Annotated in this window: 19 protein-coding genes and 1 riboswitch; of the genes, 8 read left to right on the top strand and 11 right to left on the bottom strand. The window is 72.1% G+C overall.

All coding sequences use genetic code 11. The features are described 5' to 3' along the window. Nucleotides 1–78: 78 nt before the first annotated feature. On the bottom strand, nt 79–1884 hold the full coding sequence (locus ACFYNL_RS29110) for a 3-hydroxyacyl-CoA dehydrogenase family protein (RefSeq protein ID WP_388808203.1): 1806 nt from the start codon (nt 1882–1884) through the stop codon (nt 79–81). Between the two features lie 399 nt (nt 1885–2283). Between ACFYNL_RS29110 and ACFYNL_RS29105 the strand changes: the two genes are divergently transcribed. After that, nucleotides 2284–2859 (top strand): adenylosuccinate lyase, encoded by a 576-nt coding sequence (locus tag ACFYNL_RS29105; protein WP_388808201.1) that lies wholly within the window; start codon nt 2284–2286, stop codon nt 2857–2859. 34 nt (nt 2860–2893) lie between these two features. Here the strand turns inward: ACFYNL_RS29105 and ACFYNL_RS29100 are convergent, their stop codons facing one another. The 4 genes from ACFYNL_RS29100 to ACFYNL_RS29085 form a co-directional block, all read right to left on the bottom strand. After that, on the bottom strand, nt 2894–3433 hold the full coding sequence (locus tag ACFYNL_RS29100) for a GNAT family N-acetyltransferase (protein WP_388808200.1): 540 nt from the start codon (nt 3431–3433) through the stop codon (nt 2894–2896). Between the two features lie 39 nt (nt 3434–3472). Next, nucleotides 3473–3871, bottom strand: coding sequence for a RidA family protein (locus ACFYNL_RS29095; protein ID WP_388808199.1), 399 nt, complete (start codon nt 3869–3871; stop codon nt 3473–3475). Nucleotides 3872–3932: 61 nt separating this feature from the next. Then, nucleotides 3933–5510 carry an alpha/beta hydrolase gene (locus tag ACFYNL_RS29090; protein ID WP_388808197.1) on the bottom strand — a complete coding sequence of 526 codons (1578 nt, stop codon included), beginning with the start codon at nt 5508–5510 and terminating at the stop codon, nt 3933–3935. A 135-nt stretch (nt 5511–5645) separates the two neighbouring features. Further along, entirely contained in the window at nt 5646–6689 is a 1044-nt protein-coding gene (locus ACFYNL_RS29085) for an Rv2578c family radical SAM protein (protein WP_388808195.1), read from the bottom strand. Between the two features lie 191 nt (nt 6690–6880). Here ACFYNL_RS29085 and ACFYNL_RS29080 point away from each other — a divergent pair, with 191 nt between their 5' ends. The 4 genes from ACFYNL_RS29080 (at nt 6881) to ACFYNL_RS29065 (ending at nt 13379) form a co-directional block, all read left to right on the top strand. Then, complete coding sequence (locus ACFYNL_RS29080; RefSeq protein ID WP_388808194.1) at nt 6881–7324, top strand: SRPBCC family protein; 444 nt, start codon at nt 6881–6883, stop codon at nt 7322–7324. Nucleotides 7325–7498: 174 nt separating this feature from the next. Next, entirely contained in the window at nt 7499–9886 is a 2388-nt protein-coding gene (locus ACFYNL_RS29075; protein ID WP_388808192.1) for an MFS transporter, read from the top strand. 178 nt (nt 9887–10064) lie between these two features. Next, nucleotides 10065–12500, top strand: coding sequence for a SpoIIE family protein phosphatase (locus ACFYNL_RS29070; RefSeq protein ID WP_388808190.1), 2436 nt, complete (start codon nt 10065–10067; stop codon nt 12498–12500). A gap of 153 nt (nt 12501–12653) precedes the next feature. Beyond that, nucleotides 12654–13379: a class I SAM-dependent methyltransferase gene (locus tag ACFYNL_RS29065; RefSeq protein WP_388808189.1), complete on the top strand. Its 726-nt coding sequence runs from the start codon at nt 12654–12656 to the stop codon at nt 13377–13379. 148 nt (nt 13380–13527) lie between these two features. Here the strand turns inward: ACFYNL_RS29065 and ACFYNL_RS29060 are convergent, their stop codons facing one another. The 6 genes from ACFYNL_RS29060 to ACFYNL_RS29035 all read right to left on the bottom strand — a co-directional run bounded on the left by ACFYNL_RS29060 (nt 13528) and on the right by ACFYNL_RS29035 (nt 18262). Continuing rightward, complete coding sequence (locus ACFYNL_RS29060) at nt 13528–13944, bottom strand: universal stress protein (RefSeq protein ID WP_388808188.1); 417 nt, start codon at nt 13942–13944, stop codon at nt 13528–13530. Nucleotides 13945–13946: 2 nt separating this feature from the next. Continuing rightward, entirely contained in the window at nt 13947–15446 is a 1500-nt protein-coding gene (locus tag ACFYNL_RS29055) for an APC family permease (protein WP_388808187.1), read from the bottom strand. A 112-nt stretch (nt 15447–15558) separates the two neighbouring features. Beyond that, entirely contained in the window at nt 15559–16425 is an 867-nt protein-coding gene (locus ACFYNL_RS29050) for an ATP-binding cassette domain-containing protein (protein ID WP_388808186.1), read from the bottom strand. Next, on the bottom strand, nt 16422–17171 hold the full coding sequence (gene cbiQ / locus ACFYNL_RS29045; RefSeq protein ID WP_388808184.1) for a cobalt ECF transporter T component CbiQ: 750 nt from the start codon (nt 17169–17171) through the stop codon (nt 16422–16424). The genes ACFYNL_RS29050 and cbiQ overlap by 4 nt, the downstream gene beginning before the upstream one ends. 6 nt (nt 17172–17177) lie before the next feature. Next, nucleotides 17178–17564 carry an energy-coupling factor ABC transporter substrate-binding protein gene (locus ACFYNL_RS29040; RefSeq protein ID WP_388808182.1) on the bottom strand — a complete coding sequence of 129 codons (387 nt, stop codon included), beginning with the start codon at nt 17562–17564 and terminating at the stop codon, nt 17178–17180. Continuing rightward, on the bottom strand, nt 17561–18262 hold the full coding sequence (locus ACFYNL_RS29035; protein ID WP_388808180.1) for an energy-coupling factor ABC transporter permease: 702 nt from the start codon (nt 18260–18262) through the stop codon (nt 17561–17563). Before ACFYNL_RS29035 ends, ACFYNL_RS29040 begins: the two co-directional genes overlap by 4 nt. A gap of 29 nt (nt 18263–18291) precedes the next feature. Continuing rightward, nucleotides 18292–18478, bottom strand: a riboswitch (cobalamin riboswitch). 100 nt (nt 18479–18578) lie between these two features. Here ACFYNL_RS29035 and ACFYNL_RS29030 point away from each other — a divergent pair. The 3 genes from ACFYNL_RS29030 to ACFYNL_RS29020 are packed head-to-tail and all read left to right on the top strand — an operon-like array spanning nt 18579 to nt 22682. Then, a complete protein-coding gene (locus ACFYNL_RS29030) occupies nt 18579–19412 on the top strand; it encodes a M55 family metallopeptidase (RefSeq protein ID WP_388808179.1) in 834 nt (277 codons plus the stop codon). Then, complete coding sequence (locus ACFYNL_RS29025) at nt 19405–20712, top strand: M20/M25/M40 family metallo-hydrolase (protein WP_388808177.1); 1308 nt, start codon at nt 19405–19407, stop codon at nt 20710–20712. The genes ACFYNL_RS29030 and ACFYNL_RS29025 overlap by 8 nt, the downstream gene beginning before the upstream one ends. Nucleotides 20713–20717: 5 nt before the next feature. After that, nucleotides 20718–22682 carry a prolyl oligopeptidase family serine peptidase gene (locus ACFYNL_RS29020; RefSeq protein ID WP_388808176.1) on the top strand — a complete coding sequence of 655 codons (1965 nt, stop codon included), beginning with the start codon at nt 20718–20720 and terminating at the stop codon, nt 22680–22682. Nucleotides 22683–22687 lie beyond the last annotated feature (5 nt).

Genomic DNA, 22687 nt, shown 5'->3' with positions numbered 1-22687 from the left:
CGCGGGGCCGCGGGCGGGCTGCCGGGGTCCAGCAGCCCGCCCCACTCCTGACCGCCCGCGAACCAGTCCCCGGGTCGCTCAGCGCCGGGCATATTCGCGGAAGCCACGGCCGGTCTTGCGGCCGAGGCAGCCCGCGGCCACCAGGTGCTCCAGGAGCGGTGCCGGGGCGAGACCGGGGTCGCGGAACTCCCGGTGCAGGACCTTCTCGATGGCGAGGGAGACATCCAGCCCGACGACGTCCAGCAGCTCGAACGGACCCATCGGGTAACCGCCGCCCAGCTTCATCGCCGCGTCGATGTCGTCGAGCGAGGCGTAGTGCTCCTGCACCATCTTGATCGCGTTGTTCAGGTACGGGAACAGCAGCGCGTTGACGATGAATCCGGCCCGGTCACCGCAGTCGACCGCGTGCTTCTTGATCTGGCCGCAGACCTCGCGGACCGTGGCGTGGACGTCGTCGGCGGTCAGCACGGTACGGACGACCTCGACCAGCTTCATCGCCGGCGCCGGGTTGAAGAAGTGCATGCCGATCACGTCCTGCGGACGCGAGGTGGCACGGGCGCAGGCGACGACGGGCAGCGACGAGGTGGTGGTGGCCAGCACCGCGCCCGGCTTGCAGACCTTGTCCAGCGTCGCGAACAGCTGCTGCTTGATCTCCAGGTCCTCGGCGACCGCCTCCACGGCGAGGTCGACGTCGGCGAACGCGTCGTACGAACCCGCCGCGGTGATCCGGTCCAGGGTCTGCGCGGCGGCCTCGGCGGTCATCCGCCCCTTGTCGACGGAGCGGGAGAGCGACTTGCCGATACGGGCCTTCGCGGCCTGCGCCTTCTCCTCGCTGCGCGCGGCGATCACGACCTGGTAGCCGGCCTTCGCGAAGACCTCCACGATGCCGGACGCCATGGTGCCGGAACCGGCGACGCCGACGGAGCGCACCGTACGGCCGGGAGTGAGGGCGGCGCCCTCCAGGGGGGTCAGCGCGTCCCGCACGACGGTGGCGCTGCCGGGAGCCTCGTACGTGTAGAAGCCACGGCCCGACTTACGGCCCGTCAGGCCCGCCTCGCTGAGCTGCTTGAGGATCGGGGCGGGGGCGTGCAGCCGGTCGTGGGACTCGGCGTACATGGCGTCCAGGACGGTGCGCGCGGTGTCGATGCCGATCAGGTCGAGCAGGGCGAGCGGGCCCATCGGCAGCCCGCAGCCCAGCCGCATCGCGGCGTCGATGTCCTCACGGGAGGCGTACTTCGCCTCGTACATCGCGGCGGCCTGGTTGAGGTAGCCGAAGAGCAGTCCGTCGGCGACGAACCCGGGCCGGTCGCCGACCGCGACCGGCTCCTTGCCGAGGTCGAGGGCGAGGTTGGTGACCGCGGTGACGGCCTGCGGCGCGGTCAGCACGCTGGAGACGACCTCGACCAGCCGCATCGCGGGCGCCGGGTTGAAGAAGTGCAGGCCGAGCACCCGCTCGGGGCGGGCGGAGTCGGCGGCCAGGCGCGTCACGGACAGGGCGTTCGTGCCGGTCGCCAGGATGGTCTCGGGGCGCACGATCCCGTCCAGCTCGCGGAAGATCTGCTGCTTGATCTCGTACGACTCCGGAGCCACCTCGATGACCAGGTCCGCGTCCGCCGCGGCCCGCAGGTCGGTGGAGGTGCGGATGCGGGCGAGGGCGTCCGCGCGGTCCTGCTCGGTCAGCTTGCCGCGCTCCACGGCACGGGCGGTCGAGGCCTCGAGGGCGGCGACGGACGTCGCGGCCGCGGCTTCGCTGATGTCGATGCCGACGACGTCGCGGCCGGCCTTGGCGAGGACCTCGGCGATGCCGGTGCCCATGGTGCCGAGGCCGACGACGGCGACCGTCTTGAGCGGGGACAGAGGGGTGTCGGACAGGGGAGTGGCCATCGCGGGACTCCAGGAATGAGGGTGACGACTGGAAGTGCGCCGGGTGCGCCGAGGGGGGCCCGACCGAAGCCGAAGCCGAACCATGGGCGCACCGGGTGCGGAAGGAGTGCGGGTGTTGCCGGGCTGCGAGCGCACACGCCCGGTGCCGTCGCTGCGGACGTGCACACGTCCGAGGAGCGGTGATGACCGACCGGCCCTGTCCCGAGGCCGAGTCGTACTGCGGTACTCGATGTACCGAACCGACTGCTTCTCGCGGCGACTGCGTCACCAGGCCGCCACGAGGGGTTCGCGAGTGGGTAACTCGCTCGTCTGAGCTTAACCAGTGGGTAACGAGCGCGCCAGCCCCCGAGTTTGTGATGTAGGTCCCGCTCGCCCACCGTCCCCTCTACCCTCGCCTTCATGGACGAAGAGTTGCGATCACTCACGGAGCGCTTACGGCAGGAGTCCGGGGCGTCGCCCGCGTACGACCGCCTCACGGCGACCGAGGACGCCGACGAACTGGCCGACGTGCTCACCGCGCCGGGACAGCCGCTGTGGGCCAGGGAACTGGCCGCGTTCCGACTGGGCCTCGTCGGGGACCGCCGGGCCTTCGAGTCCCTCGTCCTGCTCCTGAACCACCGCGACCCCCAGCGCTGCGCCTCCGCCGCCCACGCCCTGGCCCGCCTCGGCGACCCGCGCACCGCCCGTGCCGCGGCCGCCCTGGCCACCAACGAACTGCGGGTCGCCTACGCCCTGCACCCCGTCCGGCTGCTGGTCCGGCTGCGCGCCCCCGAGTCCGTGCCGGCCCTGATCACCACCCTGGAGCGAAGGCTGCGCCCGCACGACCCGTACCGCCGTGTCGCCCTCGCCTGCGTGGAGGGGCTAGGCAGCCTCGGCGACACCCGCGCCAGACGGGTCCTGAACGAGGCGCTCGCCCACCCGGCCCTGGCGGAGGCGGCGGTGCAGGCGCTGGCACGGATCCCTCGCCAGCGCTGAGGCACCGGCCGCCCGGTGGTGTCGAAGCGGCCCTTCAGCGTGCTCCCAACTGTCGCGCGTAGCGCACCTCCGGCACCTGCACGCCGTCCACTTCGAAGTGCTCCCGCGCGCCGTCCGCCCGAAAGCCCGCCCGCTCGTAGAAGCGACGGGCGCGGGCGTTGGCTTCGAGGACCCACAGGAACATACGGGGATGCCCGGCGGCCGTGCACCGGCGCACCGACTCCTGGAGCAGGGTCCGGCCGATGCCGGTGCCGAACCGCCCGGGATCCACGTAAAGGGCGTACAACTCGGCGTCCCGCGTGCGCGTTTCACCGTCCCGGTACGGACCGTGGCAGGCCCATCCCTCGATCTCACCGGCGCGCTCGGCGACCAGGTCCAGCACGCTGCCGTCGGATCGCGCGAGACAGGCGCGGCGGAACTCGGCGTCCTGGGCCACGTCGAGGGAGTCGATGTACGACTGCGGCACCAGGCCCCGATAGGCGCTTCGCCAGCCGCCGACGCGGATCTCGGCGACACGGTGGCAGTCGGCCGGGGTCATGGGGCGGATGCGGATCCGTGTGCGTTCCTCGTCCATGACGGCACCGTAGGCACCGAAGGTCCCGGGCGCCTCCGATTACCCGGGCACCACCGCGAACGCCTCGACCTCCATCAGGAACTCCGGCCGCACCAGCCCGGCCACCTGCACCGCAGACGCCGCAGGCAGACAGTCGTCGGGTATGTGCGCGGCGCGGGCCGCGCGAATGGCGGGCATGTGCGCCATGTCCGTGACGAAATAGGTGAGTTTCACCACGTGGTCGAAGGACGCGCCGGCCGCGGCCAGACAGCGCCTCAGGTTCTCGAAGACCTGGTGGGCCTGGGCCGCCGGGTCGCCTTCACCGACGAGCTCGCCTTTCTCGTCCAGGGCGAGCTGGCCGGAGACGGCGACGAAACGGCCGGTGCCGAGCACGACATGCGTGTACTGGGCGGCGGGCGCGACTCCGTCGGGGGCGGGGATCCTTGTCAGCTCACTCATGCGTCCCATGGTGGACCATGGGTCTGACAACGCCCCCGACGGACGGTCGGGCGGCACCGGCTCAGTGGCGGAAGCCGAGCAGTTCGTGCAGTTCGGCGCCGCGCGGCGAGATCGAGGCCACCTTGGAGCGCAGCGGCTCGGGATCGGGCAGCGCCGCGCACACCGCGTCGAACTCACCCCTGCCGCGCGGCACCGTGCCGTCGGTGAGGTAGGCCACGAGGTGCTTGTCCAGGCACCGGTTCCCGCCCAGCGTGACGGCGTGGTTGCCGCCGCCCCGCTCGATCACCAGGCTGGACCCGGCGAGCTTGCGGTGCACCGTCACACCGCCCTCGTACGGGGTGGCCGCGTCGTCGGTCGCCTGGAACAGCAGCATCGGCGGCACCTCGGTGTTGTCGATCTCCACCGACCGGAGCGGGCTGGTCGGCCAGAAGGCGCACGGCGCGTTGTACCAGGCGTTGTTCCAGGTCATGAACGGTGCCTTCGCGTACATCTCCCAGTTGTCCGCCCGCCAACGCCCCCACCCGCGCGGCCAGGCGGCGTCACGGCACTGCACCGAGGCGTAGACGCTGTAGCCGTTGTCGTCCGAGGCGTCGGCCTCGCCGAACTTCTCGTACGCCTCGATCAGCGGGTCGGTGTCCTTGTCGTTCACGTACGCCGCGAACACCTCGGCGAGATAGGGCCAGTAGCCGTTGTAGTAGCCACCGGGCAGGTAGGTGTCCTCCAGCTCCGCGGCGCCCACCTTCCCCTCGGCCGGCTTCCTGGCCAGGGCCCTGCGCATGGCGTACCACTTGGCCTCGACCACCGCCGGATCGCGGCCCAGCCGGTAGGTGGTGTCGTATTTGGCGACCCACGCCATGAACGCGCGGTGGCGGTCGTCGAAGGCGAGGTCCTGAGCGAGGTTGGCCTCGTGCCAGACCCCGGTCGGATCGACGACCGAGTCCAGGACCGCGCGCCGCACCCGCTGCGGGAAGAGCTTGGCGTAGACCGCGCCGAGGTAGGTGCCGTAGGAGTACCCGAAGTAGTTGATGCGCCTCGCACCGAGCGCCGCGCGGATCCGGTCCATGTCCCGCACGGCGCTGACCGTGTCGATGTACGGCAGCACATCCGCGTACTTCTCGCCGCAGGCCCGCGCGAAGGACCTGGCGCGCGCGAGGTTGGCCCGCTCGATCCGCGAAGTCCTCGGCACGGAGTCCGGTCGCACCGCGTCGAAGTGGCCGGGGCGGCAGTCGAGTGCGGGCTTGCTCCGGCCGACGCCGCGCGGGTCGAAGCCGATGACGTCGTACTGCGCCGCCACCGCCCTGGGCAGCGCGGAGGCGACGTATCCGGCGAGCCGCCGCCCGCTGCCGCCGGGGCCGCCGGGGTTGACCAGCAGGGGTCCCTGGAACTTCTTCGCGGTGTGCGGGACGCGGGTCAGGGCGAGCGTGATCTGCCGTCCCCGCGGACGGGTGTGGTCGAGCGGCACCTTCAAGGACGCGCACTGGAGCTTCGGGTAGTCCTTGGTGCCGCACTTCTTCCAGGTGAGCGCCGCGGCGTGAGCGGCTCCCGGGCCGTACGGGGCGTTCGCCCCGGCGGGGACGGCCGCGACGGCTGTGGCCAGGACGACGACGGCGGCGCACAACACGGCTGCGCGTTTTCCCATGGGGTCCTTCCAGGACGCAGGTCTCGGACCGCGCGTGCCACGGCCCTCGCCGTATTCGTCCCGGAACGGGAGCCGGGGGGAACCGGTTCCGGTGAGACTTGACCCGATCGGGTCGGGAGATACGCTCCCGCGCCCTCAGATGAGCGACAGCTGGGTGGGTTCGGACCGCGTGTGCTCGGCCGGCTCCGGCTCGCTCTCGCGGATCCGCCGTGACATCCCCGCGCGCGTGGGGCCGATGCCGTACTCCTGTGCCAGGTCGTGCACCTGACGGGTGATCCGGCGCTGGTACCACTTCGGCGCGTAGGCCCCGTCCGCGTACAGCCGTTCGTACCTGCGCACCAGATGGGGGTGCTCACGGCCGAGCCAGGCCATGAACCACTCGCGGGCCCCGGGCCGCAGATGCAGCACCAGCGGGGTGACGGACGTGGCGCCGGAGGCGGCGATCGCGCGCACGGTGGCCCGCAACTGCGCCGGGTGGTCGCTCAGGAACGGGATCACCGGCGCCATCAGCACACCGCACCCCAGACCGTGCTCGGTCAGGGTCCGTACGACGTCCAGGCGCCGCTCGGGCGCGGGCGTGCCCGGCTCCACGGTGCGCCACAGCTCGGGATCGGTGAAGCCGACCGACACGCAGACGCCGACGTCGGTCACCGCCGCGGACTGCTTGAGCAGTTCCAGGTCGCGCAGGATCAGCGTGCCCTTGGTCAGGATCGAGTAGGGGTTGGCGTGGTCGCGCAGGGCGGCGAGGATGCCCGGCATCAGACGGTAGCGGCCCTCCGCGCGCTGGTAGCAGTCGACGTTCGTACCCATGGCTATGTGCTCGCCCAGCCAGCGCCGCGAGGACAGCTGGCGGCGCAGCAGCTCCGGCGCGTTCACCTTGACCACGATCTGGGAGTCGAAGCCGAGGCCCGTGTCGAGGTCGAGATAGCTGTGGGTCTTGCGGGCGAAGCAGTACACGCACGCGTGCGAGCAGCCGCGATAGGGGTTCACCGTCCACTCGAAGGGCATGCGCGAGGCGCCCGGCACCCGGTTGACGATCGAGCGGGCCCGGATCTCGTGGAACGTGATCCCGGCGAACTCGGGCGTGTCGAAGGTGCGGGTGACCACGGCGTCCGCGCCGAACAGCGCCGCGTCGGCCCGGCTGTGGTCGGACTCCAGGGTGAGGTTCTCCCAGCGCATGGTGCCTCCTCGGTAGCACTGGGCACAGAATAGAACACATGTTCCCTTGATCGTGCGGTCTATCTCCCAGGTCTGTTTTCGATCACTGTGCGATCGCTTCCGTGTGCTGACGGGGACCCCGATTTGGGTGGTCCGGGAGCGGGGTGGTTGGCTTGCCCCAACCCCGAGAACTCTGGTCCTGGAGGAAGTCAATGGCGCAGGTCGAGGCCACTACGGAGCGGGTCGTCGCGGCGGACGCGGAGAAGGTGTTCGACGCCCTCGCCGACTACAGCGGCACCCGGCAGAAGATCCTGCCCGAGCACTTCAGCGAGTACGAGGTGCGCGAGGGCGGCGACGGCGAGGGCACCCTCGTCCACTGGAAGCTCCAGGCCACCAGCAAGCGCGTCCGCGACTGCCTCCTGGAGGTCAGCGAGCCCACCGACGGCGAGCTCGTCGAGAAGGACCGCAACTCCTCGATGGTCACCACCTGGCGGGTCACCCCGGCCGGTGAGGGCAGGTCCCGGGTCGTCGTCATCAGCACCTGGCAGGGCGCCGGCGGCATCGGCGGCTTCTTCGAGAGGACCTTCGCGCCGAAGGGTCTCGGACGGATCTACGACGCGCTGCTCGCCAAGCTCGCCACCGAGGTCGAGAAGTAACTCCCGGCCCGCCGCGGGTGGTTGTCGGGCCCGCTCCCGGGCGGCAGCTCTCCACCGCCTCACCGGATCGAGTGGATCTTCCCCTCGCCCGGCGAAATGCCGTAACTCGTCGCGCTTGCTCGTAGTTGTCGCTTACGCGGGAATTGTGCAGCAGCGCGACGAGGGGAGCGGTACGTGGGCGGGATCACTCTGGTACAGGACGAACCGGCCGCGGCGCCCACGGACGCCCCTGCTCCGCATCACGCTCAGGGCACCGAACTCAGCCCCCGCCGCGTCCGGTTGGTCTTCTTCGCGCTGATGCTCGCGCTGCTGCTCGCGGCGCTGGAGCAGATGATCGTCGCCACCGCGCTGCCGAAGATCGTCGGCGAACTGCACGGCCTGGACAGGATGTCCTGGGCCATCACCGCCTATCTGCTCACCGCCACCGTCGGGTTGCCCGTCTACGGCAAGCTCGGTGATCTCGTCGGACGCAAGGGCGTCTTCCAGTTCGCGATCGTCGTCTTCGTCGTCGGCTCCGCACTCGCCGGGCGGGCCGAGACCATGAATCAGCTGATCGCCTACCGAGCCGTCCAGGGCATCGGCGCCGGCGGCCTCCTGATCGGTGTGCAGGCGATCATCGCGGACATCGTCCCCGCCCGCGAACGCGGCCGCTTCATGGGCCTGATCGGCGCCGCGTTCGGCCTCGCCTCGGTGGCCGGGCCCCTGCTGGGCGGCTACTTCACCGACCACCTCTCCTGGCGCTGGTGCTTCTACATCAACGTCCCCTTCGGCCTCGTCACCCTGGCCGTCGTCGCCGTCGCCCTGAAGCTGCCCAAGCCCAGGGCCAGGGCCCGCCTCGACATCCTCGGCTCCCTGCTGCTCGCCGCCGCCTCCACCTGCCTGGTCCTGCTGACCAGTTGGGGCGGCACCGAGTACGCCTGGGACTCCCGTGTCGTCCTCGGCCTCGGTGCGGGCGCGGCCGTCGCCACCGTCCTCTTCCTGGTCGTCGAGCGCTTCGCCCCCGAACCCCTCATCCCGCTCAGGCTGTTCAGGGACTCCGTCTTCAACGTCACCGGACTGGTCGGCCTCGTGATCGGTGTCGCGCTGTTCGGCGCGGCCAGCTACCTGCCGACCTTCCTGCAGATGGCCGACGGGGCCACGGCCACCGAGTCCGGCCTGCTCATGCTGCCGATGATGGGCGGCATCGTCGGCGCCTCGATCATCTCCGGCCAGCTCATCAGCCGCACCGGCCGCTACAAGCTCCACCCCGTGCTCGGCAGCGCGCTCTCCGTCGTCGGCATGTGGCTGCTCTCCCGCCTCGACGCCGACACACCGCGGCTGCACTACAGCATCTGGATGGCCGTCCTCGGCGCCGGGATCGGCATGGTGATGCCGGTCCTGATCCTCGCCGTGCAGAACTCCGTGCGCCCCGCCGACCTCGGCACCGCCACCAGCGCCAACAACTACTTCCGGCAGATCGGCGGCAGCGTCGGCGCCGCGATCTTCGGCACCCTCTTCGCCGACCGGCTCGCCGACGCCCTGGCCGAACGCCTGCCCGCGCGCGGGGCCCCCGAACTGCCGGACCCGCAGGCCATCACCCCGCAGCTGGTCCACGCCATGCCCCCGCATCTGCGGGACGCCTACGTCCAGGCGTACGCCGACGCCATGCCGAGGATCTTCCTCTACCTCGTACCCGTGCTCGTCCTCGGTCTGCTCATCGCGTGCTTCCTCAAGGAGAAGCCCCTGGCGTCCCACGACGGCCCGGCTCCCGAGACGGAACCCGCGCCCGTGCACACCCCGGTCCCCCCGGCCCGTTCTCCGCACTGGGCCGGAGTCCCCGTCCTCGGCACGGTGCAGCACCCGGACGGGACCGTCGTGTCGCGCGCGGCGCTCACGCTCATCGACGTCACCGGGCAGCAGGTCGGGCGTGGCGCGAGCGGTGCGGACGGGCGGTTCGCCCTGACGACGCCGGGCGAGGGGACGTACGTCATGATCGCCGCGGCGGGCGGCCACCAGCCGCAGGCCGTCTCCGTGACCGTCGGTCGGTCTCCCGTCGAGGTGGACATCGTCCTCGGCGGCGCCGGAGGCCTCGCCGGGCGGGTGCTCACCCCCGACGGCACGCCCGTGGACGCCACCGTCACGCTCACCGACGTCCAGGGGGAGGTCGTCGCCACCACCCGCAGCGACCGCGAGGGCGGCTACGTCATCACCGACCTGGTCGCCGGCGAGTACACCCTCGCGGCGAGCTCGGCCGCCTACCGCCCGGCCGCCGTCCCCGTCACCGTCCAGGCGGCCCGCGAGACCCGCCGCGACATCGAACTCGCCGGTGGCGCCGTTCTGCGCGGCACCGTGCGGGCGGGTGGCGGCCGGCCCGTCGAGGACGCGCGGGTGACCCTTCTCGACGCCGTCGGCACCGTCATGGACACCCTCACCACCGGCCCCGACGGCACGTTCCGGTTCGTCGACCTGCCTTCGGGCGAGTACACGGTCATCGCCACGGGTTACCCGCCGGTCGCCTCCGTGCTCCAGGTCGCCGGGGGAGGCCGTACGGAACGCGATCTTCAGCTCGGGCACGAGGACTGAGGCGCACACCGGTGCGGGCCGCTGTCCTGCGGGGACGCGGCCGGCCCCGCAGTCGTGCGCGCCGGCGCCGCGGCGCCACACCAATTCCCTTATTGCCGCACATCGTTCCCATCCGGAGCCGTACGGTGGAGTAGGCGGCACAGATCTTGCGGAGCCGTGGGGAGAGAGGGCCTGGGGCATGAACCGTGGCACCGAGAGGGACGGCGCGGTGACCGAACACGCCGCGACCGGCCGTATCCCGCTGGCCGTGGTCGTGGTGGACCGCGAGGGGCTCGTCTCCCACTGGAGTTCCGGCGCACGACGCCTGTTCGGCGCCGCGAAGGAAGAGGCGATCGGACGCCCGGCCGTCGACCTGCTGCCCGTCTCCGGAGCGCTGCCGGACGAGGACGACGGCACACCGTACGGGGCCTACTCCGCCTACGACGGACTCGGCCACGACCTCGAAACGTCCCTGGACGGAGGGCTGTACTACCCGGCCGCGGGCCGCGCCCGGCTCACCGTGCCCGAGCAGGACCGCGTCGACGTCCTGTGGTGGGCCTACCCGCTGGTGGGGCCCGGCCCGGAGCGGCTGCTCGTGCTCGGCGCCGACGTCGGCAGGCTCCAGCGGGACACGCCCGAGGACCACACCGCCTTCGAACGCGTCGCGCCCGGCTTCGCCCTGCACACCGACTTCCCGGGCGCCGAGGAACTCGCACGCAAGCTCCCCGAGATCCTGCCCAGCATGAGCGTCGAGGAGGGCGCCCGCATCGTCGGGCAGATCCTCGAACTGGGCTATCCGGTCCTTGAGTTCAGCCAGAGCGACCGGGTGCCCGTCACACCCGACTGGGGTGTGCCCCGGCGCGTTGAGCGCAGAGCCCGGCGCGAGCGCGCCGCACGGGCCGCCGCCGAAGGGGTGCCGTTACCACAGGAGTACGCCGACGACGGCGAGGACCTCGAGTACGTCGCCGTACGCGAACGCCTGGAGTTCCTCAACGAGGTCAGCGGCCGCATCGGCACCTCCCTCGACCTGGCGCAGACCATCGTCGAGGTCAGCAAGGCCGTCGTGCCCCGCTTCACCGACGTCGCCGGCACCTACCTGCGCGAACAGGTCGTCGCCGGCGAGGGATTCCCCGACGGCGTGCCCGACACGACCACCATGTGGCACCGCGTCGCCGTCGAGCACACCGACGAACCCGGCCGCTGGGACGACGTCGTACCGGTCGGCGAGGCCATGCCGTTCCCGGCGCACACACCCTTCTTCCAGTGCATGACCACCGGCGAACCCGTCCTCGTGCCGCGCATCAGCGAGCAGATGGGCCACGCCATCGCCTCGCAGTTCGACAAGCGCGACATCCGGCCGCTGATCACGGGCCGCTCGATGCTGGTCGTACCGCTCAAAGCCCGCAACGTGGTGCTCGGCTTCATGATCCTGCTGCGGCACCCGGAGCGGGCCGAGTTCAACGACATGGACCGGGTCACCGGCGCCGAACTCGCCGCCCGCGCGGGCCTCGTGCTGGACAACGCGCGCATGTACACCTACCAGGAGGCGGTCGCCGAGACCCTCCAGGACAGCATGCTGCCGCACATCCCCCCGCGCAGGGCGGGCTGCGACATCGCCACCCGCTATCTGCCCGGCACCCTCCTCGGCCGGGTCGGCGGCGACTGGTTCGACTCCGTGAAGCTGCCCGGCGCCCGCACCGCCCTCGTCGTCGGCGATGTCATGGGGCACGGCCTCAACTCGGCCGCCATGATGGGCCAGTTGCGTACGGCCGTGCAGACCATGGCCGCCCTCGACCTGCCGCCCGCCCAGCTGCTCCGCAACCTCGACGACCTCGCCCAGCGCCTCGGCGAGACCTACCTCGCGACCTGTCTGTACGCCGTGTACGACCCCATCGCGAGCGAGCTGCACCTGGCCAACGCCGGACACATCCCGCCCGTCCTGGTCCGCGCCGACGACGGCCGCAGTGAGCTGCTCGACCTGCCCACGGGCGCGCCGGTCGGCGTCGGCGGGGTGCCCTTCGAGGCGGTGCGCGTGCGCGTGGCGCCCGGGGACCGGATCGTCATGTGCACCGACGGACTGGTCGAGGTGCGCGGTGAGGACATCGGTGTCGGCCTGGCCACCCTGTGCGAGTCCGCCGCCCACCCGGCCGCTTCCATGGACGATGCCTGCGACACCATCATCCGTGCCCTCAACACACGAGGCGGCCGCAAGGACGACGTGGCCCTGCTGATGGCCCGTCTCAACGGCATCGCACCGCGGGACGTCGCCGAATGGCGGCTCTCCCTCGATCCCGTGGAGGTCGGGCGGGCCCGGGCCGTGGTCCGCGAGCAGCTGCGCGCATGGGGCCTGCCGACACCGGCCGACAGCGCGGAGCTGATGGTCAGCGAGCTGGTCACCAACGCCCTGCGGCATTCCCACAGCCGCCCGGTCGTACTGCGTCTCGTGCGCGGAGACACCCTGCTGTGCGAGGTCGACGACGACGCCCACGATCTGCCGACCCTCCTCAGCGCGGGCCCCCACGACGAGGCCGGGCGAGGGCTGCGTGTGGTGAGCACACTGGCCCGCGAGTGGGGCACCACCCGGACCGGTGGCGGCAAGACCGTATGGTTCGAACTCACGCTCCCGCGGCGCTGATCACGTCTGCCCGCCGAGGGCGACGACGGCACGCCGGTCGCGAACGCGGAGTGAAGGTGTGCGTCACCGGCTTGTAGCCGTCACCCGGCCGCGATAGACCGTACTCGCCCGCCCGTTCACGGCGGGTCGGCATCGCACCCTGGGGAGTCGGTCATGAGCGTGACGAGTCGGTACCGCGAGGCCTGGGAAGGCTTTTGGAGTGAGGCCCCGGACGAACAGGGGGCGGTGTTCTGGGACGCGGAGCCGGCTCTGACCGTCGGCCGCCACCTGGCACTGTTCGAGACGCACCTGACCGATCCCGGCCTGCCGATGGTGGACCTGGGCTGCGGCAACGGCACCCTGACCCGGTTCCTCGCCGACCGCTTCCCCCGCGTCGTCGGCGTAGACCTGGCCGACGCGGCACTTCGGCATGCGCGCACCTGCGACCCCGCGGGACAGGCGACGTACCGCCTGTTCGACGCCGTGGACAAGACCGAGGCCGAGACGCTGCACGCCGAACTCGGTGACGTCAACGTCTATATGCGGGGCGTCCTGCACCAGGCCGAGCCGGACGACCGGCAGCCCATGACGAACGGGATCGCCACGCTGGTCGGCGAGCGCGGCCGTGCCTTCCTCGTCGAGCTCTCCGCGTCCGCGAAGCCGGTCCTGAGGGGCCTCGCCCAGAGCCCCGCCGGACCGCCCGCCAAACTCGCGCCGATCTTCCGGCACGGCATCGCCCCGGGTGAGGTGGCCGACGCCGCGATACCCGAGTATCTGCGGGCGGCCGGGCTGAGCGTGCTCGCGAGCGGCGAGATGCCGCTGGTCACCACGGAGTACCGGCCCGACGGCACACGGATCGAGCTGCCGTCGATGTGGATGGTGGCGGGCCGGACCGCCTGACCGGGCACCAGGCCGTGACCGCAAAGTCCCGCCTGCCCCGCGAATCCTGGCACGCACTCTCGCCGCACCGGGCGGAGCCCCAAGTACATCCAGTACGAGGGACTCCGGACGGACGACGTGCCACCGAGTCCTGAGCCGGGGCGTGGCCTCAGGACTCGGTGGGCACGCAGAGCACCGGTGTGCGGGACAGGTGCAGCAGCTTGTGCGGGGTCGAGCCCAGCAGGGCCCCTCGCAGCGGGCTCTCACCCCAGCTGCCGACCACGATGCACCGGGCCGCGTGCCGGGTCGCGGCGTCCACCAGCGCCTCCGCGGGTTTCCGGTCGACCACCTCGATCCTGGTCGGCACGCCGGCCTCGTCGGCCACCGCGACGGCGTGCGCGAGCGCGGCCCGGCCGGTCTCGTGAAGGGCGTCGCGGTGGGCGGAGTACTCCTCGCCGAGCGCGCCCGGTGCCGCGGCGCCGTAGACCAGCACGAGCGGCTCGCCGAACGCCGCCGACACCTCGATGGCGACCTGCAGGGCGCGCACCGCGCCGGGGGACTCGTCGTAGCCGAGAACGATCGACATCCTCAGCCCTCCTTCGTGTCGCCGTGGACCAGTGCGGGGTCGGCCACCTCGGGGCGTTCGGACCAGAAGGCGGGCGCCGTCACACGCCGCACCAGCATGAAGATCACCCCCGCGAGGGTGATGCCGATGCCGATGACCAGCGGGGGGCCGAGCCCGAACCACGAGACGCCGCTGTAGGAGTTGGCGGGATCGGACATGTCGCTGATCGACTCGACCAGCAGCCAGACCAGCAGCCCCGCGCCGACCACGGGGCCGAGGCCGATGAGGACGAAGTGGTGCAGGCTCTCGGTGAGATGACGGCGGTGGTAGACCGCGCACGCGACACCCGTCAGCGCGTAGTAGAACGCGATCAGCAGCGACAGCGCGGTCAGCGAGTCGAAGAGGGCGTTCTCACTGATCCGGCGGACGGCGAGATACCAGGCGATGGCGATGCCGGCCACCCACCAGGTGCTCACGTCCGGGGTGCGGAACCGTGCGTGGATGTGACCGAAGTGCGCCGGCAGGGCGCGCCGGCGCGCCATGGACAGGGCGGTGCGCGAGGCCGGGATGATCGTCGTCTGAGTCGACGCCAGCCCGGAGGTCGACACGGCCAGCAGCACCACCCAGTCCCACGCCCCCATCGCCTCGTCGGCGAGCAGGGCGAAGATGAACTCCTCCTCCTCGGCGTTCTCCGCCAGGTAGGCGGGCCCCGCGTAGGCCACGACCGCGACGGCGACCGCCACATAGGTCACCAGCAGGATCACCGTCGACCACACGGCCGCCCTGCCGGGCGCGGTGGCGGGGTTCTCGGTCTCCTCGGTGAGGTTGACCGCCGACTCCCAGCCCCAGTAGATGAACACGCCCAGCAGCAGACCCGCCGTCAGCTCCGCGCCCCCGGCGCCGAAGGGATCCAGCCAGCTGATCGACGGGTCGGCGGAGTCGAGCGTGCCGGTGTCGGCGTAGACGCGGTAGATCGCCACCACGGCGAACGCCAGCAGGCAGCCGACCTGCGCGAGGATGAGCACGTTCTGCACCCTGGCCGAGACCTCGGTGCCGATCACGCACACGGCCGTCATCACCAGGATGAGCAGCACCGTGAGCGCCTCGCGCGCGAAATCGTTCTCGACCCAGCCGTCGAGGCCGACGGCGAGCAGGGCGAAGGTCACCGCGACGTCGGCCAGTGAGCCGATCACCAGGACCCCGGTCATGGTGATGGCCCAGCCGCCGAGCCATCCCGCCCACGGGCCCATCGCACGGGTGACCCAGGAGAAGGTGGTCCCGCAGTCCTGGTCGACCTTGTTGAGGTAGTAGAACGCCGACGCGATCAGCAGCATGGGCACGAAGGACGCGAGCATGACGCCCGGCGCGTGGACGCCCACCAGCGCCACGACCGGGCCGATGGCCGCGGCCAGCGAGTACGCGGGCGAGGTGGCGTTGAGACCGATGACGAGTGCGTCGAGGAACCCGATCGCGTCGGCCTTCAAACCGCTCGCGGGCCGGGTGTCCGCGCTGCCTTCGGTCATGCTGCCTCGCCTCGGTCGGGTACGACCACATGAAACCGGCAGGCACGGGGCCCGGCGCGCCTTGGACTCCCCAGCGCGGGATGTATCACCCGAGTGCGCTCGTACGGGAACGTCAGCCGTCGGCCGCAACCGCGGGCGGGGTCTGCGTCCGAGCCATGACGGCCAGGTCGGCGGGGCTGCGCGGGCCGGGTGCCGCGTCGTCCAGCAGGCCGTGCGCGCGGAGCACCTGGGTGGCCGCGATGCCCCAGGGCAACCGCAGGCCGGCCTGCTGGAGGAGGTCGGTGCGGGCCAGCATCGCGGGCGCGGCGCCGGTGCGTACACCGGACGGCGTCAGGAGCGCCGCGTCGTCCGCCCACCGCAGGGCGAGGTCGACGTCGTGGGTGGCCATCACCACCGTGGTGCCGCCCGCGCGCAGCCCGTCGAGGGTGGCCAGCAGGCGTTCCTGGCCGTCGGGGTCGAGGCCGGCGGTCGGCTCGTCCAGGATCAGCACCCTCGGCCGCATCGCCACCGCGCCCGCGATGGCGGTGCGCTTGCGCTGCCCGTACGACAGCAGGTGCGTGGGCCGGTCGGCCAGCGCGGTGATGTCCAGGGCGGTGAGCGCCTCGTCGACCCGCGCCCGTACCTCGGCATCCGCGAGGCCGAGGTTCAGCGGGCCGAAGGACACGTCCTGGGCGACGGACGCCGCGAACAGCTGGTCGTCGGGGTCCTGCACCACCAGCTGGACGGTCGTCCGCAGCCGGGTCAGCCCCTTGCGGTCGTAGGTGACCGGGGAACCCTCCACCGTCAACCGGCCCTGATGCGGGCGCAGTCCGCCGCTGAGCAGCCGCATCAATGTGGTCTTGCCGGTGCCGTTGCGCCCGAGCAGCGCCAGCGCGCGCCCCTCGTGCACGTCGAAGTCGAGGCCGTCGAGAACGAGGGGGCCGTCCTCATAGGCGTAGGACGCGCCCCGCAGGGCGACCAGGGCGGTGGGCTCGCTCATGGCAGGGCCTTCTCCAGTACGAGGGTGAGGGCGGCCAGCGCTGCGAGCAGCACGCAACTCGCGGCCGTGAAACGGACGGAGACCCGGGCCTCGGGCACCAGGACGCGCAGGGTACCGTCGTACCCCCGCCCGGCGAGCCCGGCCTGGAGCCGGGTGGCCCGGTCGAATGCGCGCACGAAGGCGACGGCGCCGAGCCCGGCCAGGGAACGCCACTCCGCGGCCCGGCTCATGTGCCCGAGCCGAGCCGCCTGGGCCTCCCGGATGCGGCGCACCGAGTCCAGGAGCAGGAAGCTCATGCGGTACGTCACCAGGGCCACGTCGACCACCGGCGCGGGCACCCCCGCCTTCACCAGCCGGGGCAGCAGATCGGACATCGGCGTGGTGAAGGCGAACAGCAGCACCCCGAGGGAGGCCGCCGAGGTGCGCAGCAGCAGCTCCCCGGCGCGCAGCGGACCGCCGTCGGCGAGCGAGACCATGCCCCCGGGACCGCCGACCTGGACGAGCAGCGTCACCGCGCCGGTCACGCAGAAGCCCAGCGGCACCCGGTACGCCCGCCACAGCCGGCGCCCCGGCACCCCCGCGGGACCCAGCAGCACCAACAGGGCGGTGACCAGCACCAGGGCCCCGCCCGGCCAGGGCGGCAGCGAGATCGCGAGCGCGGTGAGACCCAGCCCGAGCACGGCCTTGTCCACGGGGTGGCGGCGGCGCCAGCGACTGCTGTGCGCCGCCGCGTCGATCGGCAGCACGCGGGCTCAGTCCCCTTCGGCCGACGACTTCCCGGCGGTGCCGCTCGGGACGCTCCCGGCCTCCCGGTCCCGGTCCCGTTCCCGCTCCAGCGCCCGCTGCTCACCCTGCCGCCGCCCCCGGTGCAGACCGAAGTAGTAGGCGAGCACTCCGGCGCCGAGGGCCGCCTGCAGGGAGAACAGCGCCGACTCGATCTCACCGGACGGCGGTTCGTACAGGGGTGAGAACCAGGGCTCGTAGTCCGGCTCGATCTCGGTGATCGCCGACTCGGCCTCACCGTCGGCGCCCGTGAACGGCTCCTCCTTGTGGTCGCCGAGGCCGAGCGCCAGCGGCAGCACGGCCAGCGCGGCCACCACGAGCAGCAGCACGAGGTTGATCCTGGTGTTCTTGCTCATCGGGCCACCGCCTCCGTCTCGGTCCGGGACTGCTTCTTGGCGAGGAGCACGCCAAGCCGGGTCAGTTCGCCCTTGCTGGACTGCACCAGCAGCCGCATGACGAGCACCGTGAGCAGGCCCTCGCTCACCGCGAGGGGGATCTGCGTGAGGGCGAAGATGGAACCGAACTTGCCGAGCGCGCCCAGGAATCCGCTGCCCGGGTCGGGGAAGGCGAGCGCCAGCTGGACGCTGGTGACGCAGTAGGTGGACAGGTCGGCGACGAACGCGCCGAAGAAGACGGCGACCATCAGCGGCACGTCGAAACGCCGCAGCAGCTTGTAGACGGCGTATCCGGCCCATGGCCCGACGATCGCCATCGAGAAGACGTTCGCGCCGAGCGTGGTCAGACCGCCGTGCGCGAGCAGCAGCGCCTGGAAGAGCAGGGTGATCGTGCCCAGGACCGCCATGATCGGGGGCCGGAACAGGATGGCGCCCAGCCCCGTGCCGGTGGGATGGGAGCAGCTCCCGGTCACCGACGGCAGCTTGAGCGCGGACAGGACGAAGGTGAAGGCTCCGGAGGCGCCGAGGAGCAGGGTGCTCTCGGGATGCTCCCTGACCTCACGGGTGAGTGAACGGACTCCGTGGACGACGAACGGCGCCGACGCTACGCTCCAGGCGACCGCGTGCGCCGGAGGCAGGAAACCCTCGGCTATGTGCATGGCTCAGCAGACCCTCTCCAGCACCTCGTGGATGGTTGACGTGCCTTGGCCGGTCTCCTGGCTGACGGGTACCACCGCCCGTGCTCCGCCTTCCCGGGTCCGGAGGGACCCAGTGGCTGCCCGTGAGGGCTGGAGCCGGACTTCCCGATTCACAGTGGCGAGGGCCGCACCGGCATCACACCGGATTTCCCGTTCACCAAGGCGTGGTGACAGTAGTGCCCGCAGCGGGTGGCTGACAAGCGGGCCCCGGGGGCGTGAAAGTGGCGTTCGCCCGCTTCATGGCGGGTTTCCCCCTCGGCGCGTAACGTGACGGAACATGAAGATCCTCATCAGCGCCGACATGGAGGGCGCCACCGGCGTGACCTGGCCGGGGGACGTGCTGCCGGGGACGCCACAGTGGGAGCGGTGCCGCGGGATGTTCACCTCGGACGTCGACGCCGCCGTGCGGGGATTCTTCGACGGGGGCGCCGACGCCGTCGTCATCAACGAGGCGCACTGGTCCATGCGCAACCTGCTGTTGGAACGGCTCGACGAGCGGGCTCAGATGCTCACCGGCCGGCACAAGGAACTCTCCATGGTCGAGGGCGTCCAGCACGGCGACGTGGACGGGATCGCCTTCGTCGGCTACCACGCGGGCGCCGGCATGGAGGGTGTCCTCGCCCACACCTACCTCGCGAACCAGATCACAGGGGTGTGGCTGAACGGCGTCCGCGCGAGCGAGGGGCTGCTGAACGCGCACGTCGCCGCCGAGTACGGCGTGCCCGTCGTGCTCGTCACCGGCGACGACGTGGCCTGCGAGGACGCGCTCGGGTACGCGCCCGGCGCGCTGAAGGTCGCCGTCAAGGACCATGTCTCGCGGTACGCGGCGGTGTGCCGTACGCCGGCCAGGACCGCCGCCGGCATCCGCGCCGCGGCCAAGGAGGCCGCCTCGCTGGCGGTCCGTCAGGAACCGGTGCGCGCGGGGCCGTTCACGGTCGCTGTCGAGTTCGACGCCGAGCACCTGGCGATGGCCGTCACCGTCGTCCCGGGTGTGGAACGGACCGGGGAGCGGAAGGTGGCGTACACGAGCGAGCACATGTACGCGGGAATCCGTACCTTCAAGGCAGTGACCACGATCGCCTCGGCGGCGGTGGAGGAGCAGTATGGCTGACCAGCAGGCACTGGACGAGGTCGTGACGTTCACCTCCGACCTCATCCGCGTCGACACCACCAACCGCGGCGGCGGGGACTGCCAGGAGCGCCCCGCCGCCGAGTACGCGGCCGCGCGGCTGGCCGAGGCGGGTCTGGAGCCCACCCTGCTGGAGCGCACCCGGGGCCGGACCAACGTCGTCGCCCGCATCGAGGGCACCGACCCGTCGGCGGACGCGCTGCTCGTCCACGGTCACCTGGACGTCGTGCCCGCCCAGGCCGCCGAGTGGAGCGTGCACCCCTTCTCCGGGGAGATCCGCGACGGGGTGGTGTGGGGCCGGGGCGCGGTCGACATGAAGAACATGGACGCGATGATCCTGGCCGTGGTGCGGGCCTGGGCAAGGCACGGCGTCCGGCCCCGGCGGGACGTCGTGATCGCGTTCACCGCGGACGAGGAGGCCAGCGCCGAGGACGGCGCCGGATTCCTCGCCGATCGGCACGCCGGGCTGTTCGAGGGCTGCACCGAGGGCATCGGCGAGTCCGGCGCGTTCACCTTCCACGACGGCGACGGGCGGCAGATCTACCCGATCGCGGCCGGTGAACGGGGCACCGCCTGGCTCAGGCTCACGGCACGCGGGCGGGCCGCGCACGGCTCCCAGCCCAACCGGGAGAACGCGGTGACCCGCCTCGCCGCGGCCGTCACCCGGATCGGCGCGCACGAGTGGCCGCTGCGGCTGACCCCGACGGTCCGCGCCGCCCTCACCGAACTCGCCGCGCTGTACGGCCTCGACGCCGACCTGGACGACGTGGACGGCCTGCTGAAGAAGCTCGGCCGGGCGGCCCGGCTCGTCGAGGCGACCGTCCGCAACAGCGCCAACCCCACGATGCTGGAGGCGGGTTACAAGGTGAACGTGATCCCGGGGGAGGCCGTCGCGTATGTCGACGGACGCTGTCTCCCGGGCGGCGAGGAGGAGTTCCACGAGACCCTCGACCGCCTCACCGGCCCCGACGTGGAGTGGGAGTACCTCCACCGCGAGATCGTCGCCCTCCAGGCGCCGCTGGACTCGCCGACGTACGCCCGGATGCGCGCCGCTGTCGAGGATTTCGCCCCCGAGGGGCACGTCGTGCCGTACTGCATGCCCGGCGGCACGGACGCCAAGCAGTTCTCGCGGCTCGGCATCACCGGCTACGGCTTCTCCCCGCTGAAGCTGCCGGAGGGATACGACTACGGGGCCATGTTCCACGGCGTCGACGAGCGGGTACCCGTGCAGGCGCTGCACTTCGGCGTCCGGGTGCTCGACCGTTTCCTGCGGACGGCCTAGGCGGGGTGGGGGAGACAGTGCGGACACTTGCCTACGGTTCCTGGCCCTCGCCCATCGACGCGGCCCTGGCCGCCGCGCACGACGGTCGTCCCGAGTACGTGGGTTTCGTGGGCGACGAGGCGTGGTGGACCGAGCCGCGCCCCACGGAGGGCGGCCGGCGGACCCTGGTACGGCGCCGGACCGACGGCCGCGAGGAGTCGGTCCTGCCCGCCCCGTGGAACGTGCGCAGCCGGGTCGTCGAGTACGGCGGACAGCCCTGGGCGGGCGCGATGGTCGAGGGCCGGCCGCTCGTCGTCTTCGTCGACTTCGCCGACCAGCGGCTCTACCGGTACGAGGAGGGCGGCGACCCGCGTCCGCTCACCCCCGTGTCCGCGGTGGGCGGTGGACTGCGCTGGGTGGAACCGCTGTTGCGGCTCGACGACGGTGAAGTGTGGTGCGTCCTGGAGGAGTTCACGGGGGAGGGGCCCGCCGATGTACGGCGTGTCCTGGCCGCCGTACCCCTGGACGGCTCGGCCGCCGACGACCGCGGTGCCGTACGGGAACTCACCGACGACCGGCACCGGTTCGTCACCGGCCCCCGGATCTCGCCCGACGGGCGGCGCGCGGCATGGCTCGCCTGGGACCATCCGCGCATGCCCTGGGACGGCACGGAGCTGCTGGTGGCCGACGTCGGGGCCGACGGCACCCTCGACGGCCCGCGGACCGTCGCCGGGGGCCCTCAGGAGTCGATCGCCCAGGTCGACTGGTCGCACGACGGCCGCCTGCTGTACGTCAGCGACCGCAGCGGCTGGTGGAACCTCTACCGCGACGGGGTGCCCCTGTGCCCGCGCGAGGAGGAGTTCGGCGGGCCGCTGTGGAAGCTCGGTCTGCGCTGGTTCGCCCCGCTGGCGGACGGGCTCGTCGCGGTGGTGCACGGCCGTGGCTCGACGGCCCTCGGGATCCTCGATCCGGACACCGGCGAGATCGTCGACGCGGCCGGGCCGTGGACCGAGATCGCGCCGACGCTCGCGGCGTACGGAGAGCGCGTGATCGCCGTCGGCGCCAGTCCGCGCAGCGCCTACGAGGTGGTCGAACTCGACACCTGCACCGGCAGATCCCGGGTGATCGGGGCCGAGCACGACGACGCCGTGGACCCCGCCTACTATCCCGAGCCGCAGATCCGCACCTTCACCGGCCCCGGCGGGGACGAGATCCACGCCCACATCTACCCGCCCCACAACCCCACCTGCGTGGCCCCCACGGACACCCCGGCGCCGTACGTCGTCTGGGCGCACGGCGGCCCCACCGACCGGGCGCCCCTCGTGCTCGACCTGACCATCGCCTACTTCACCTCGCGCGGCATCGGCGTCGCCGAGGTCGACTACGGCGGCTCCACCGGCTACGGCCGCGCGTACCGCAACCGGCTGCGCGAGCAGTGGGGCGTGGTCGACGTCGAGGACTGCGCGGCCGTGGCGCTCGCCCTCGCCGACGAGGGCACCGCCGACCGCGCCCGGCTCGCCATCCGCGGCGGCAGCGCGGGCGGCTGGACGGCGGCCGCGTCCCTCACCACGACCGACGTCTACGCCTGCGGCACGATCCTCTACCCGATCCTCGACCTGGCCGGCTGGGGCACGGGTGAGACCCACGACTTCGAGTCCCACTACCTGGAAACCCTCGTGGGCCCGCTCGCCGAGGTGCCGGCCAGATACGCCGAGCGCTCGCCCGCCGCCCACGCCGACCGCCTCACCGTGCCCTTCCTGCTGCTCCAGGGCCTGGACGACGTGATCTGCCCGCCCGCCCAGTGCGAGCGGTTCCTGGCCCGCCTGCAGGGGCGCCGGGTGCCGCACGCCTACCTCGCCTTCGAGGGGGAGGGCCACGGATTCCGACGGGCGGAGACGATGATCCGCGTCCTGGAGTCGGAACTCTCCCTGTACGCCCAGGTGTTCGGCCTGAACCCGCATGGCGTCCCGAACCTGGAGCTCACCACGTGACCCCG

It is taken from the genome of Streptomyces sp. NPDC007808 (genome assembly GCF_042868655.1).
In the GTDB taxonomy this organism is placed as follows: domain Bacteria; phylum Actinomycetota; class Actinomycetes; order Streptomycetales; family Streptomycetaceae; genus Streptomyces.
This window is presented reverse-complemented; position numbering and strand designations above follow the sequence as displayed.